Origin of the sequence: Enterobacter sp. WCHEn045836 (assembly GCF_003965585.1) — a bacterium.
Lineage (GTDB): Bacteria > Pseudomonadota > Gammaproteobacteria > Enterobacterales > Enterobacteriaceae > Enterobacter > Enterobacter dissolvens.
Genome location: NZ_RXPT01000005.1, coordinates 54,280 through 69,114, shown reverse-complemented (window position 1 = coordinate 69,114; position 14,835 = coordinate 54,280). Strand labels below are relative to the sequence as shown.

General features: G+C 45.2%; 14 protein-coding genes and 4 pseudogenes. 6 read left to right on the top strand and 12 right to left on the bottom strand.

Annotated elements, in window-relative coordinates:
* Positions 1–867: an ImmA/IrrE family metallo-endopeptidase gene (locus tag EKN38_RS08095; protein WP_126521960.1), complete on the top strand. Its 867-nt coding sequence runs from the start codon at positions 1–3 to the stop codon at positions 865–867.
* A gap of 118 nt (positions 868–985) precedes the next feature.
* Here the strand turns inward: EKN38_RS08095 and EKN38_RS08090 are convergent.
* From EKN38_RS08090 to EKN38_RS08035, 12 genes and pseudogenes are all read right to left on the bottom strand, one after another.
* Positions 986–1,309 (bottom strand): annotated as a pseudogene (locus EKN38_RS08090) (SAM-dependent DNA methyltransferase); the annotation flags it as partial.
* A 107-nt stretch (positions 1,310–1,416) separates the two neighbouring features.
* Positions 1,417–2,349: a DUF1281 domain-containing protein gene (locus EKN38_RS08085; RefSeq protein ID WP_126521958.1), complete on the bottom strand. Its 933-nt coding sequence runs from the start codon at positions 2,347–2,349 to the stop codon at positions 1,417–1,419.
* Between the two features lie 105 nt (positions 2,350–2,454).
* Positions 2,455–3,441 carry an ArdC family protein gene (locus EKN38_RS08080; protein WP_126521956.1) on the bottom strand — a complete coding sequence of 329 codons (987 nt, stop codon included), beginning with the start codon at positions 3,439–3,441 and terminating at the stop codon, positions 2,455–2,457.
* Between the two features lie 81 nt (positions 3,442–3,522).
* Positions 3,523–3,870: a hypothetical protein gene (locus EKN38_RS08075; RefSeq protein ID WP_029591441.1), complete on the bottom strand. Its 348-nt coding sequence runs from the start codon at positions 3,868–3,870 to the stop codon at positions 3,523–3,525.
* Between the two features lie 67 nt (positions 3,871–3,937).
* Positions 3,938–4,321 (bottom strand): DUF3085 domain-containing protein, encoded by a 384-nt coding sequence (locus EKN38_RS08070; RefSeq protein WP_250899553.1) that lies wholly within the window; start codon positions 4,319–4,321, stop codon positions 3,938–3,940.
* 75 nt (positions 4,322–4,396) lie between these two features.
* The gene (locus EKN38_RS08065; protein ID WP_126521954.1) at positions 4,397–5,044 is read right to left on the bottom strand and encodes a hypothetical protein; all 648 of its coding nucleotides are present in this window, start codon (positions 5,042–5,044) and stop codon (positions 4,397–4,399) included.
* 85 nt (positions 5,045–5,129) lie between these two features.
* Positions 5,130–5,495 (bottom strand): hypothetical protein, encoded by a 366-nt coding sequence (locus tag EKN38_RS08060; RefSeq protein WP_006781400.1) that lies wholly within the window; start codon positions 5,493–5,495, stop codon positions 5,130–5,132.
* Positions 5,496–5,593: 98 nt separating this feature from the next.
* Complete coding sequence (locus EKN38_RS08055; protein ID WP_126521952.1) at positions 5,594–5,968, bottom strand: hypothetical protein; 375 nt, start codon at positions 5,966–5,968, stop codon at positions 5,594–5,596.
* A complete protein-coding gene (locus EKN38_RS25745) occupies positions 5,961–6,329 on the bottom strand; it encodes a hypothetical protein (RefSeq protein WP_170264741.1) in 369 nt (122 codons plus the stop codon). Before EKN38_RS25745 ends, EKN38_RS08055 begins: the two co-directional genes overlap by 8 nt.
* Before the next feature lie 506 nt (positions 6,330–6,835).
* Positions 6,836–7,290, bottom strand: a pseudogene (locus tag EKN38_RS08045) (amino acid ABC transporter ATP-binding protein); the annotation flags it as partial.
* Positions 7,291–7,401: 111 nt separating this feature from the next.
* Positions 7,402–8,422 (bottom strand): annotated as a pseudogene (locus EKN38_RS08040) (IS630 family transposase).
* A gap of 174 nt (positions 8,423–8,596) precedes the next feature.
* A pseudogene (locus tag EKN38_RS08035) lies at positions 8,597–9,056 on the bottom strand (integrase domain-containing protein); the annotation flags it as partial.
* Positions 9,057–9,823: 767 nt separating this feature from the next.
* Here EKN38_RS08035 and EKN38_RS25740 point away from each other — a divergent pair.
* The 5 genes from EKN38_RS25740 (at position 9,824) to EKN38_RS08015 (ending at position 14,801) form a co-directional block, all read left to right on the top strand.
* The gene (locus EKN38_RS25740; protein WP_170264742.1) at positions 9,824–9,991 is read left to right on the top strand and encodes a hypothetical protein; all 168 of its coding nucleotides are present in this window, start codon (positions 9,824–9,826) and stop codon (positions 9,989–9,991) included.
* A gap of 247 nt (positions 9,992–10,238) precedes the next feature.
* Positions 10,239–10,628 carry a hypothetical protein gene (locus EKN38_RS08030; protein ID WP_126521948.1) on the top strand — a complete coding sequence of 130 codons (390 nt, stop codon included), beginning with the start codon at positions 10,239–10,241 and terminating at the stop codon, positions 10,626–10,628.
* Positions 10,625–12,724 carry a peptidase domain-containing ABC transporter gene (locus EKN38_RS08025; RefSeq protein WP_126521946.1) on the top strand — a complete coding sequence of 700 codons (2,100 nt, stop codon included), beginning with the start codon at positions 10,625–10,627 and terminating at the stop codon, positions 12,722–12,724. The genes EKN38_RS08030 and EKN38_RS08025 overlap by 4 nt, the downstream gene beginning before the upstream one ends.
* Positions 12,725–12,736: 12 nt before the next feature.
* Positions 12,737–13,840 (top strand): hypothetical protein, encoded by a 1,104-nt coding sequence (locus EKN38_RS08020; RefSeq protein WP_126521945.1) that lies wholly within the window; start codon positions 12,737–12,739, stop codon positions 13,838–13,840.
* A gap of 109 nt (positions 13,841–13,949) precedes the next feature.
* Positions 13,950–14,801 (top strand): nucleotidyltransferase domain-containing protein, encoded by an 852-nt coding sequence (locus EKN38_RS08015; protein ID WP_126521943.1) that lies wholly within the window; start codon positions 13,950–13,952, stop codon positions 14,799–14,801.
* The last annotated feature ends 34 nt before the right edge of the window (positions 14,802–14,835 follow it).

The window sequence follows — 14,835 nt, the reverse complement described above, 5'->3', positions numbered from 1 at the left end:
ATGCCAGAAAAAGAGATATGGACGCCTCAAAAAGCAGCTATTCGGCTAACAAAAATTTGCGATACTTTCAGTGAGATTCACGGCACAGAACGATTTCCTGTTAACGTTGGTGAGTTGTCTCTAGGGGCCGCAGAGTTATTCCAATGGGCTGACCCTATAGTAAAAATAGAACCCGTTGACATCAAAGGATTTGATGGTGCATTAATTGCCAATGAAGCCCGCAGCCGTTGGATGCTACTTTATAATAACGGCTTAACGTCCCCGGGGAGAATTCGATTCACTCAGGCACATGAACTGGGACATTACATACTTCATCGTCTAAATCGTGATGAGTTCAGATGTAGCAGTGATGATATGCTATCCTGGGAAGATAAAAATATTGAATCAGAAGCAGATTTATTTGCGTCTTACTTACTGATGCCATTCAATGATTTCCGGAAACAGTTGACGCCAGACATTGATATTGAAGTATTACGTCAGTATGCGATCCGTTATGGGGTATCGCTGACAGCAGCTACATTGAAATGGCTTGAATGTACTGAAGAAAATGCCGTATTCATTTTATCTCGTGACGGGTACATGAAATGGGCCTTTTCCAGCCCCGCGGCTCGCCGTAACGGAGCCTTCTTTCGCACACAACGTAATGTTGTATGTATTCCAGAAGGCTCACTTGCTGCAAACCAGAACATTTCGATGGAAAGAGCAGGAATGAAGATCCCTGCATCAATTTGGTTCCCTCATGCAGATAAAGACGCTTCAGTTCGTGAAATGAAAATACAATCAGAGCAATATGAATATGTCATCACCCTTCTAATCCTTTCCCGAAAAACAACTGTATGGCCTCCCTTTCATGGGGAAGATGCGTAAAGATCTTTTTCATATAAAGTGGCATGCACGTTTAGCAAGAAAAATAATTAGTTGAAATAGTAAGCATAACTCATTGATATTACTAAATTTAAAAAGACATAACAGTTAATATGGGCCCATAAGGTGTGAAAAACTGCCCCCTGTATTTATCACCCAGCTCCAGCTGCATGAAGACGCGGCCCAGGAAGTCCCCGGACGCGTCACCCAGCCCGTTAACAACGTGGGCCAGCAGCTGCGCCATGCGCGTGACGTCCTCCTTTTCGTATCCACCGACTATACGCAAATACTTCTGCTCCCGGGCTTCACTGAAGCAAAGCCGGTTTTCCAGCGCGATGACGCTGCAGCTGATGAAGTCTTCGAACACTTTAAACCGGTGATGATACCGGGCCGTCTGACTGAACAACTTAACAAAGGCTTTTTCGTGGTTAATCATGCCAGGCATGCGTCTTCTCCATAAAAAAGGGAACACGCACCCTGACCAGGGGACGTGTCCCCTGAGGGTAGAAAGCCACGGCATTGCCGTGGCCGGGTTAACGGAGGAGCAGGATTTTACCCCCGGACCTCACGATATGATGCAGGTTCCTGAGCAGGTAACGCTGGCTCATCGCTGACGAGATAAAGCACCTGACCGGGCTGAGACGCGCCGGCCGCACCTTTATGTCCGTCGACATGTTCGCCGCCGTCATAGCAGTCGTAACCGCTGAGCCCGCTCACGGGCTCGCTGTAGCTGTGACGCACCTCGCAGTCAAACACCGCTGAGATTTCCCCGACAACCTCACCTGACGGCGGGAGCCAGGGCGTATCCATCTGCAGCGTAAGACTGTTTGGCGTATGGCGCTGCCAGGTGACATTGTGCCCGGCCGGCCACTCCATGCCGTACTGCCGGCAGTAGAGGCTGGTTGTGGTCGACACACCGGACATCAGCCCCCCGGCGCCGTTCAGCTCTGCTGTCAGCCGCGTAGGTATGACGGCCAGCATATCGCAGGGCTGGGAGCGTTCAGGATACTGGCTGAGCCGCTCCCAGGCAGTTGCGGCATCAGACTCATCGCCGGCGCTGACCAGACCAAACCAGTCGGTATACTTTCTGGCAATCAGCTCCGCCATAATCTCACGTGCCGGGCCGGGAATATTCTCCCATTTCAGCGCGCCCAGACCTGACTGGTGATAAAGCCGGTCAATGGCCCGGATGGTTTCCGTATCGAGGACGGCATCCTTCAGCAACAATGCCAGCCAGCTTTCAAACGCCTGATTGGCCGCAGTGGAAAGCCCTGTGCCTGCACGGACCAACCCCTGACAGGGCGGATACGACGTGGTGCGCACCGGCTTGAGCATCCCCGCCGCGCCGGCCAGAAACAGCTGTATGCTCTGCTGCACTGCGTGGCGGTGACGCGGTACGTCAGTTCCGTTTATCCACTGCAGCATGACATCGATGCAGACGGATTTACCGGTGATTTCCAGGCGGTTATGACACCATTCGGACATAGTGAATACTCCTCTTTCATAAAAAAAAGAGGACACAGCCCCGTGAGGAGCGGTGTCCTCACGGGACGGCGACAATTACGGAATAACCGTCACCGGATAAGTTAATTACGCCGCCACAGCCTGACTTAAAGGCAGTGCCAGCAGATATTCCGACGCTTCCCGGGCATGCCGGCAGGCGCGGAATAGGGCCTTTTTGTCAGATTTCAGCACCTTCAGCCAGTGGTCCACATAGCTGTCGTGCTGAACCTCACCGAACACGCCGAGCTGAGCACACAAAAACGCGCTGCCCATTTCGGCGATGAGCTCCTCAAAGGCATACACGGGGTCCCCGAACTTGCGGGATGAGGAGGTTATCCCCTCCCGGTTAAGTCGCTTCGCATGACCGGTGCTGTGTACCAGCTCATGCAACAGCGTGGACCAGCAGTCCGCCTCCGTAAAAAACTGCTCAGCCACCGGCATCACAATTTCATCCGTCAGCGGGCGGTAATAAGCCCGGTTCTGAGGCAGCATCCGGTGTTTAACCCCTGTGGCGTTAAACATCCGGATCACCCTGTTCATCACATCCGGACAGAGTATGCCGTCCTCATCCACCGTCGGGGGTTGTTCAGGAGAAGCCGCAACCTCTGCCGGCAACCCCTCACACTGTTCAGCGTTGAACAGCTGCAGGGGTTTGAGCATCGGCACGGTTTCCATCAGCGGTTTACCGTCACTGTCATAAAGGCGGTTGCCTTCGCGATCCTCCGCCTGCTTCGTCCAGTCCTTATAAACCACCGCCAGGGTGGCTTTCTCTCCCTTACACACCTGCCCGCCAGCCTGCTGCGCCTGCCGGTAAGTCATCCAGCGGTTATTGCGGAAACCCTGCTCTTCCGCTGACATCCAGAGAAGCAGGACATTCACGCCGCTGTAGTGACGTCCGGTTGTGGCATTCAGGGGCAGACCGGCCAGACCGCTGCCGGCAGCCGCGCGCCACGGCTTACGCCAGGGCGCGACGCCGTTTTCCAGCGCGACAACAATGCGGTCGGTGATCTGGCGATAAAGGTCAGTCTGTTTTGCCGGACGGCGGGCCGCCTTGTGTGAAGTCGTTTTTTTCATGAGATATACCTTTAATCAGAGGCATACCCCTGCGCCGACGGGCGCAGAGATACGCCCGTCGACGGGAAATTCAGAAGTCAGTTACCATGCGGCATAAAACCACAGGTATTCATGTTCAAAGTCAAAATCACTGAGCAGGCTTTCCAGCCTGTCACGCAGGGTGAAAACGTACTGCAGCCGGCGCTGAAGAAGCGGATTATCCTCATTACCCTCTGTAAATGTCGCAATCGCACAGTCCAGCCTCTCTTTCAGTTGCTGAATATGCTCGCGTGACAGTTCCAGACAGGTCGCGTTTTCCACCTCACCGACATGCTTATCCACCCAGGTAATCAGTGAAAAATCGCGGCTCAGTTCACACACCGGATGATACGGTGCCGGTACTGCGACGATCTGCCGGTGCTGGCTGTAGAGAAAAATATCCAGTCCCATACGGGCCTCCTTCGGTTCAGAAAGAGGCAGGAACCTTTCCGGCAGGAAAAGTCCCTGCCGGGGTGAATTAACGTCCGGTTTTCTGGCGATACTGCGCCACTTTCACCCGGTCAGTCGCTGCGGTGAGCACCTGTATCTGTGTGTCGGTAATCAGGATCCTCAGGTCCGTCCTGCCGGACAGTACAGAGGTGGCGATCGCGTCGCTTATCGTCAGTGATTCAATGAAATCATCGCCGCCGGCAAGCAGGCGCGCCGTGTCGTACCAGTCCTCATTTTTCTGAGGGTGACACCCTGCGGCATACGCAGTACGCGGCACCGGATCGTTGCCCTGCCAGGCACCGGTGGCCGGCATCAGATAAACACCCTCATCCTTTGCCAGATGAAGCTGGCCTCCCCGCATGCGGGCGGTCAGCAGGACGTTCGTCAGGTCTTTATTGTCGAAAAAAAGCATGGGGCTCTCCTGTAAAAACGGGAGAGCCGCTCCGTCCGGAGTCATCTCTCCCGACGGGGTTAAAGTCATTACTGTTTAAAACGAGTCAGATGTTTCCGCGACCCGCTTCAGTTCGTACAGATGGAATTCCGCCAGCACGAATGCGTTCCAGTCCTCATTGCTCAGCACCCGCTCACCACCGGAGAGCAGCTGCAGCAGCAGGGAATCAAACGCGCCCTCGCCTACCGGTGTTTTCAGTACCGGCTGAGGCGCGCTCAGCGTCGGTTGCTCAGGCAGGCCGAGATGTTGTCCAATCCAGCGTAACGGTAACGCCCAGCTGCGACCCTCGTCTGAAGAATGTATCCGGAAGCTGTCCGGACACAGGTTATGCAGCAGGACCATCACAACACGCGCAAAGAAATCGCAGGGCTGATGCTGAAAATCCAGCTCCTGGATACTCAGCGTATTGTGGCTGCGCTCCCGCTCAATGGTCATGTTGACCGGCCAGAAACAGCCGCCTGAATCGCCACAGAACGCCATGACATCAGCAACCGGAAACAGGTCAGCCGCGCGGTTAAGCGACGGCAGATACATATTTCCCGGACGCAGACACACCGGCAATTGCCAGAAGGTTTCTGTTACGGCCAGAACGAAAGCATGCCAGTGACGCAACGGAACCGTGCTGACGTGCTCGATGGTGTAGACAACCGACATGGAAGCCGGGGAAGAAGACAGGTCTTTCATTGATAAATCCTCCGCGAAGAAAAAAAAAGGGGATTTATCCCCCGGACGGGAGTAAATCCCCGTCAGGGTGTGTTCTGTCTGCTGGTTACATCCGTTCGAGAGCCGCTATAGCCCGATCACACCGGGCATCCTGGATACCTTCATCCACGGCCTTCTCCCAGAAGGGCCGGTTAATTTCTTTTCCCAGCTCGTCCAACGTGAAGAGCAGATTTTTAGACGTATCAGGCAAAGGCGGAATATCGCCTTCCCCAAGTAAAAAGACAAACCAGCCATAAGCTGTGCCGGTCCCAATGATGGAATCTTCCAGAAACGTCAGTTCATTCGGTTCATCCCGGTCCGTATGTAGATCGAGACGCTGAAATGCCCTGATGCTCAGGAGTTCACTCTCAAGCAGGCAAAGCCAGCTGAGCGTGTCCAGTGGAGTTTTAAGCGTATAAACGTCTGTGTGCATGGGTATATCCTCAGGTAAATAACGGGATATTCCCTCCGACGGAGAGATATCCCCGTCAGGGTGCACAACATTTTACGGTCACGGCCTTCATCAGCCGATCAGTTCAGTGCATATGAATCAGATTGCTCCTGATACACATATTCAGGATTAAAGCGGAGGCGTTGCAGCACAGCTAACGACAGTGGATCGGTGAGATTTATGCCAGAAACGGCCACACCATCCAGTATGTCGCCGGCCTTAACCCGGGAAGAATATCCGTAATACTGACACCAGACACAGAGTTCGGGGTCAGCTGGATCACAATCACCGAGCGGTGCGACAAAAACCTGTTCGCCACAGGAGACGTTATCTCTGAGGATTTCGCCCCGGATGAAAACGCCACTTACGAGGCCATACTGAGCGGGACATACATCCCGTCGCGTCTCAGACATCGACAGAATACGGAAAGAGACATCGTGCAGTGCTTCAGTCATGAGAATGCCCTCCGGAAAGAAAACGGTAGCGCAGGTGTGCCAGATGCTGTGCCTGACGGCAGGCATAGAGGTATGCGTTTCGACGACCTGTAATTCCCTCAGGAAAGGAAACCGGCAGGCGGTGAAATACATACTCAGCGCGGTGGCAACCTGTACGAATGGTAAGAAAGACGTTAACGCCCTGATCTTTGACAGAGGTGATATGCGCACGGACGGCATAATTGCCCGAGCCGTTGACATACCAACTGCTGTTGCGATGCTGATAAATGAAAGATTTCAATCTCCGGACAACTGCGTCAGCAGACTGCTGAAGCTGAGTAAGGAGATGTTCAGGGAAAACCGCAGAAGAGATGACAGACATTGTGTTTCGCCATAAAAGAAGGAAACACCTGCCCGACCGGGAAGTGTTTCCCGTCGGGGAGTCAGAAAAAACAACATTCTGACTGTCTGGTTAGTACAGAAGGAACCTTTATCGTCGCGTCATAGTGCGCTTACATTGACGATATCTGCTCTCAAAGGTGTGCAGATTTAACAAAGTTTGCCCCCTTTCAGGTTGCAGGAGCTTTTTTTAGCCACCCGAAGGCGATTCTCACAGGCTATTGAATCATTGGTGGTTGCATAAGCAACGTATAGACCTGTTCATTTTCGGAGCAAATAGTGATTATGTCAAGCTGGGTATCAAATGGGTATGGCTGGCTGGTCTGTTGAGAACGCCCCAGATGCAGTTTTAAATCGACCGGAACTGATGAGACTGCTTTTAGTGGCCAAGATTAGTTTACGACTACAGTCGAAGATCTTCTCCACCTGAGCGGAGAAAATCAAGACATAAGGGATAGGGTGAGAGGAACAGACGACTCTCTACTACCATTAATGACTCAAAATCTGTTCCAGGAACTGCTGGGTACGCGGATGCTCCGGCTGATGAAGAAACGCGCTGGCGGTGCGGTTTCGACGATTTTCCCGTCAGCCATCAGAATCACCTTGTCCGCCACAACGCGGGCAAAGCCCATCTCGTGGGTTACCACAATCATAGTCATCCCGCCGTCAGCGAGAACCAACATCACATCCAGAACCTCTTTGATCATCTCCGGATCGAGTGCGGACGTTGGCTCATCGAACAGAAAAATTTCCAGCTCCATGCACAAGGCTCGGACAATCGCCACGCGCTGCTGCTGGCCACCAGAAAGCTGGAGCGGAAACTTATGCGCCTGATTCGCAATATGCACCTTCTCGAGATAATGCATCGCCAGCTCCGTCGCCTGCTTCTGACCCAGCTTACGCACAAGCGTCGGGCCGAGGGTTAGATTGTCCAGAACGCATAGTCTGAACCGTTAGCTATGTTTCTTCTAACAGATAGCCAGGCAGATTTGATTGCCTTCTGGCTACGCAAACTGTCAGTTCGAGTCTGAGCTAAATAACTGAACCTAATACCGCTACACTTTAACCAGCCCATGTCTCCCAGCGGGGAATGGGCTGACGGTATCCATAAAGTGACGAACCTATTTCAACTGTTGCCACATTGAACGGCACTGGTAGGTGATTTCGGGTTTTGTCTCATGAAGTGCCTACCACAACCGTTCGACATGATTGACTCACGGCGAGTAAACCGGCTGATAGATTACCCTGAACTTCGGGTCTGCTTACAGCAAGTGCAGTGTTTCACGACTTTTGTGGTTGATGTGGTTATCGACAATCAGCGTAATCGTTTTTGCCCGCCGGTATGTAGCCTTCAGATGCTTTACAGACTGATAAATAGGGTCGAACCTTTACTGTTTCCACCAACGTAGCTGACTTTTCCCGTACCGCTGTGCAGCGCATCGGCAAGATAGTACTTTTCATTCAAGCCCGGCGTGACAACGCGCTTTTGCTGCCCACATAGCTGCCAGTCTGCGCCAATTTTGGGATTGAGGTGAATATCCACTTCATCTTTCGTACAACACGGGGTTTTACACACTGCATTTCGTCAGTTCTTGATGGATAGCGACCATTTTTACTTCTTTACGCAGTGTCGGCACGGCTCTCCGCCATACCAGTCCGGCAGAAGGTAACCGTCGCCGGATGGTTGAAGCATGTAGCGGACAACCAGTGACATCACGGATTTTTATCGCCAGCAGTTCGGTACTCCAGCGGGAACGCTGATAACCGAAATCGCCGGGAGAATGCTTAACAAGCTCACACAGCAATGCGCAAATATGTTCGAACGGCCAGCGTCTCCTATGTCCTGACGGTAATGACTTCAGACCTTCAGCACCAGACAGCGTGAACAAGTTAAACCAGCGATCAATCGATGAACGGGCAGAGCAGAGCGTTCTGGAAACATGACTGACAGTGTCACCACGATGCTGCTTCAGCATGGCGGTGAGCCGCCGGGCGTGTTTTTTTCTCCTTTGTTTTATAGATAGTTTTCTGCATCAGGCATCGTTCGGTTCTGGCTGTTGGTGCTATGATCGGCATTGCTCAGTCCGGCTGGTGATTTGGGATATTCAGCGATTGGTCAGATCGCGTAAACCGGACTGAGTACCCCCGAAGTGATCTACTATTCTGAGCAATTATTTAGTACAGGTTAAGAAAAAGCCACAGCCCTGATTGTGCTGTGGCGTTACGTCCTGAAGTGAAGTGTAAATACGTCTATTCTGTTCCCTCACAAAAATAAACCTGTTTGATATACCCCCCCCCGGCAATCTCCATAGCCTAGGTCCATTGAAACTAATGCCTCCGCTTTTACGCGACTCATTCCATTCTTAACATGATGAGTCACCACATCATGTTAATATGCGTAATATAAGCTATGGGGGAGCATATTTCCCTGTCATTCCAGACTCACGGACAATATTTCTGTACCGTTTTATTGCTGTATGTAATGAAGGCTTATCAATCAATTTCCCACTGTGTGGTGCATAATGCTTTATTGCTGCATCTAAAATAGATAAAACCTTCTCACGATAAAAAATAGTTGTATCACGAGGGAGACTTACTTTCACGCTCAAAAACATATTACGATGCTCTACATTAATTAAAGCAGTCGCTATGTTTTTAATGACTTTGCGGACTGAACAGTTTCTTCCGTCCGCAAACCGACATAAACGGATTTACCACCCTAATTACGTTGAAGTGAATGCGTGTTAAAAACAGCATTGACACGGACTACTTGTTGGTCAGATGGAAGTTATACGTTGAAAACCACACTCCACGAGCATCAGTCGAAGTCATTATTTGGATCGCATTCCCGACATTACGAAAGTCAGCACATTGACACCTATCGCTAACCCCTTGGAAAGCACTTCAACACCTAACACAATTCCTGCTCTGTAACCTAGCCAGGTCAGCTTCGTTGGCCCGATATTGAAAATAACCAAAACCTTTCAGGTTCTGCGAGCCCCCTGATGCTTACCATGACCATGGTGCTTATACTGAACAAAAGGACGAAGGTTCGAATACCAGAGAGCGCAACTATTGCATGATAGTCAATTATTTTACAGCGATGCTTCCCTGGAGTTTGATTTATTCGACAAAGCCCAAAAATTACGGGGCATAACCTTAATCTAGTTATGCAGACAGTAAATGAATTGATAAGCAATGAAAAACATTATCATTGATATATTAACAATAATTTATTGGTAGGGCGACAATGGTTTACAACGTAACTTTAACAAATGGAAACGATATTTGTGATGAATGCCACATAAACACAACCAAGATTCTGACTTACCGCTCAGTTTTTTGTGATTTTGATCGCGTTTTTTAAACTTTTTTGTGAATATTCAAGGATAATTGTCAAGAAGTTGTTTAAATAAAATTGGCTACACAATATAGCCAAACACTTAAGACTTAAGATAGATTTCACAGGAGATAGCTATGGAACAAGACATGACCCTGAGAACACTTACTGAAGAAGAGATAATGCTTCTTGTGTCCGGTGGGTGCAAAGCGTGCTCAAATAGTGGTGGTGGCGGCGGTTTAGGCGCTATGGCCTCTGCGAAAGAGTTTGAAAAGTATTTGGCCACACATCAAGAGTACAATTAGATCATAGTATTTTAACGAACATCATGATTTAAATAAATCAGGCCACATGTAACATACTCGTGGCCTTTACATATCAAAATTAAATTTCATACATACTTTGGGGCTGCAACCCAAGGGCGGTAGCGTGAATAATAACCTGACTACTTAGACAGGACATTGTCGCTATGACAGTATTTAGAAAGGCTGTACTGGAAAGAAAAAAAATAATATTACCGGTGTGTTATTTGATGATACAGACACGAGGAAAATGAAAGGACTTTTACTTTTCATGCTAATAATGGTGGTGTCATTATTATTTATAAGTCAAAAAACGATTAAGGCGTATACTACAACCAAAATATACTCACCATCAAAAGAATTAAACAGCAATGAATCGTGTTTCAGCTTTGAGTATGAAAAAACAAAAGAAAGGAAATTTGGACCAGGAGAACTCGTTGGTCTATCCATAAATAAAAAAGATCATTTAACGGGGGTAGTGATACATATCAACGACGTTAACTTACTCTGTGTAAAATTAACTAAAGAAAAAAACAAAGAGATATCTCAGATAGGACCAGGAAGAACAATCTATTTATGGAAACATGAAAAAATCTGGTTTTTTTTATATAATAAGATTAAGGGAAGCACAGGTTTATGATTTTTTTTAAATTTAAAAAAAAAGAAAAAATAAAACTACATTTACAAGCTGAGTCAGCAGAATGCGGATTAGCCTGTATTGCTATGGTGTTAAGCTATTACGGATACCAGACAGATCTTCCATCTTTAAGGGAGAGATTTCCCATAACCTCACGCGGAGTAAATTTAAAGCAATTAATTACTATTTCTTCTAAATTAGATACTATAGCCAGACCAGTAAGGTTAGAGCTTGAAGGCTTAAATAAACTTCGTACACCATGTATTCTACACTGGAATTTAAATCACTTTGTGGTTCTAAAAAAGATCATTGGTAACAAAGCTGTGATATTAGATCCAGCTAGAGGAGAAATGAAGCTAACGCTGGAAAAGGTGTCTGGACATTTTACCGGTATCGCACTGGAACTCTATCCAAGTGACGGATTCAAGAAAGGGACTGTAAAAAGGAAGACAACACTCAAAGAATTACTCGGCAAAGAGCCCCGAATAAAAGGACCATTATTTAATATTTTGACTCTATCTTTTATAATACAGATATTAATTCTGCTATCACCATATTTTAGCCAAATACTAATTGATGATGTAATAGCATATCAGAATTATGGAATGCTAAATGCAATAACGCTTTTTTTTATAATTATACTGTTGTTCAATGTCAGCTTAAATTTATATCGCGGCCTAATGAGCATTCGCTTTAGCAATATAATTAGCGTCAACATTAGCACTAGAATTTTTCATCATCTAATGGCGCTGCCGATAAGTTTTTTTTATAAAAGAAATCTGGGAGACATTATATCAAGATTTGAATCATTAAAAATAATAAAAAACTTTATCACCAATGGTTTTGTAGAAGTTATTGTTGATGGCGTATTAACAATGGTAGTATTAGTTTTTATGTTTTCCTATAATATTCAGCTGAGTTGCATCGTGCTAACCATTGCAATCCTATATACTATTGTACGGGTTGTTCTTTACGGCATTTACTCTAAAATTAGTGAAGTAAATCTTAATGCTATCGCTATTGAAAACAGCCACTTTATTGAAAGTATCAGGACTATTCAAAGTATAAAGCTAGCAGGGAACGCAGGTTTAAGAGAGAGTCAATGGCTAAACAAATTAATTGAAAGCATTAATAGTGGAATGAAACTAGGCCAGATATCCCTCTATTCAGTTGGTGCTAATCAACTTATTTTTGGTTTAGAAGCAATTGTTATACTTTACATCGCAGCATTACAAATCATCAATGAAACTATTACTATCGGTATGATGTTTGCCTTCATTGCCTACAAAACGATGTTTACAAACAAATATAGAGAATTTATAGAAAAGATTATGGAGCTAAGGTTACTTTATCTACATCTTGAACGCGTATCAGACGTAACGCTGACGGAAAAAGAAAACTTGCTACCAGACAGTAGATATGGTTCTGTCGATCAAGCTGTAACTAAAATGAGTGTTGAATTAAAGGAAATTTGCTACGCATTTAGTACCATAGAAGCACCTATTTTTACAAATGTAAACCTTACCATTAAAGAAGGGGCGATTACCGCCATTATTGGACCATCAGGCTGTGGGAAGTCAACTCTGCTGAAGATAATGATGGGATTATTAATTGCTGATTCAGGTAAAGTGTTGGTAGGTGGAGTAGATATCCGTGCATATGGAATTGAAAAATACCGTGAAGAAATCTCAGCAGTACTACAATCTGATGAACTTTTCTCCGGTTCTATAGGAGATAATATCAGCGGATTTTCAGCGACGAAAGATTACAAACTTATTGAGCAGAGTGCAGCATTGGCATCAATTCATCATGATATTATGAAAATGCCAATGGGATATGACACTATCGTTGGTGATGTAGGCAGCCATCTTTCAGGTGGGCAGAAGCAGAGGGTTTTGCTCGCCAGGGCTTTATATAAGCAGCCGAAAATATTATTTCTCGATGAAGCTACTTGCCAGCTTGACTACGCTAACGAAGATATAGTGTTGAAGAGTTTGTTAGAGTTGAATATTACTATCGTTATCATATCGCATCGTAAAGAGACTACACAGATAGCAGATGAAGTTATAGATATGAATCGGCTACTCTCCACAAAATGATATAGGTAATATATGAAGCTTCCTTATCCCGTCGAAGTGAAAAGTCTTAAAAACTTTCCGGTTTTTTTTGGGTGTATTCCTGTCGATCTGCTTGATCAGGATAAAAGACCCCTTCTGGAAGGGCGTTCAATTTATCACAAACCCGACGCATCTAATTATTCAGTATGTCATTATCAAGGGAAAAGAAAAAAACATTCCTACCCTATGAACAAAGGGGCACTTAAGTTAGCCTGGCAACATACTGACGAGATTATCGACACTCTGAACTTATTAAATTTACAAGCACGAAATTTATTAAATATATCAAAAAGGGAGGTGACAAGAACAGATCGATTGTATGCTGTAGCACTCAGTGGTTTTAAAACGGCTAATTACCTCCTTGCTAACAGCGTGATAAATGACACAGAGTTTACCTGCCCCCCCTATCTATCAGCATTATCTAAAATTTGTCATGGTCTTTGCCATTTAATTTACAATTGTGACAAACGAATTATAAATCATTGTTTAGATAATAATAAAATAGATGAGCTTTACAACTATATTGACTGTCAAGAATTACTAATAGGGCATCAGACGCAAGAGGTTTGTGCTGGCCCAGCGGTAATGATAAAAAAGGTGTTAGCGATATTCATCAATGACACTCCAATTAAGAGAATTGAAAAAGTCAATCCTATGGTGAAAAATTATTATAGCTATGGAAGCATAACCTCACTTTTCGAAGTATTGTCATGTTATTATGAATTTTATAATGTATGTTACATTCATATGTTAGGTAAATTGCCATCAAAAAAGAATACTATTCCTTATAGCCATCATCTATATAATGCATCAATTAGTTGTACAGTAAAGGACATCCAAGTTTTAGGTAGGTTAGAGGACCTGGCGTGGTGTATCACAGGAAACGATTATTTAACAGAAACTATAAATAAAACACTGAATAAAATCGAACACCGAATAGAGAAAAAAGACTTTACTGATAAAAGGGAAATTGATATTGATTGCCTTGATCTGTTTAATGATTTGAATTACGAAATATACAAATTACTCAAAATGAGAAATACTCCCAAGATGAATCTCCAGCACTTATGTTTTTTCTTCAATGCTGATTCCATTTAGATACTCTTGAAAAAACGGCAATAATTATTAAAACCAGTAACCATTTTTGAGATCAAATATTATACGAAAAAAATAGCAACTGCACATCAATATTATTAAAAGGAACACTATGAAAAATGATTTTTTCCTAGCACCTTATATCGACAAATATAAACATAATGCCAACTGCATTCTGCTTGTGGGATCTCGTGCCGAAGGATTTTCTACAAGAACTTCCGATATAGATCTCATTATCATTACAGAACATCCTGAAGAGTATGGTGTAAAAAGCAATCGCTATGTTATAAGCTCAGAAAACGGCATAAAAATTGAAATGCTAATAATAACAAAAAGTGACATAAAAGAATTAATAAAAGTAGCATTTATGAAAGAAGATTTTTATTCTTTGCAAAAAATATTATTTGGGAAAATAATTTTTGGATACTGGGATGTAGATAGGCAGATCCTGCAAAAGGAGTTCAGGACTCGATATTATATAAAGAACACTGACCAAGCATTAAAAATGTACGCTGCCTTGGAAGGTATTAAGTGTGATTGTCACTTACAGCAATATGCCTTTTCGTTGAAAAAATACATGGAAAAAATAGCCGAGATTTATCTTTTTAAATTAGGTGATAACTATATCAAACCTAGGTGGTTAATATCGAGATTAATTCGTACCGAAGGTGAACATAGTGTACTGCTAAATACATACTTTACTACCATTAATCTCAGCATTACAAACACAAAAGACATAGATGAACTGGAACGTCAGGTTATGACTACCACGGGTTTGATGTTATATTCGGCAATATATGAACAGAAAAGAATTATTGATACTAAGGAGCTTCGCGGGGATGTTAGTTTTTTTGCTATGGAACGTGAAGGCCAGATTGTACTATTTTTAGGCAAGGAGGCTTTTTTGATCTCAAAGGAAAAGGCAAAACAGCTTATTGAAAATATGATATTCAAAATAACATAAATCAAACGGGAATTTAAAACTCTCAATCTTAAAA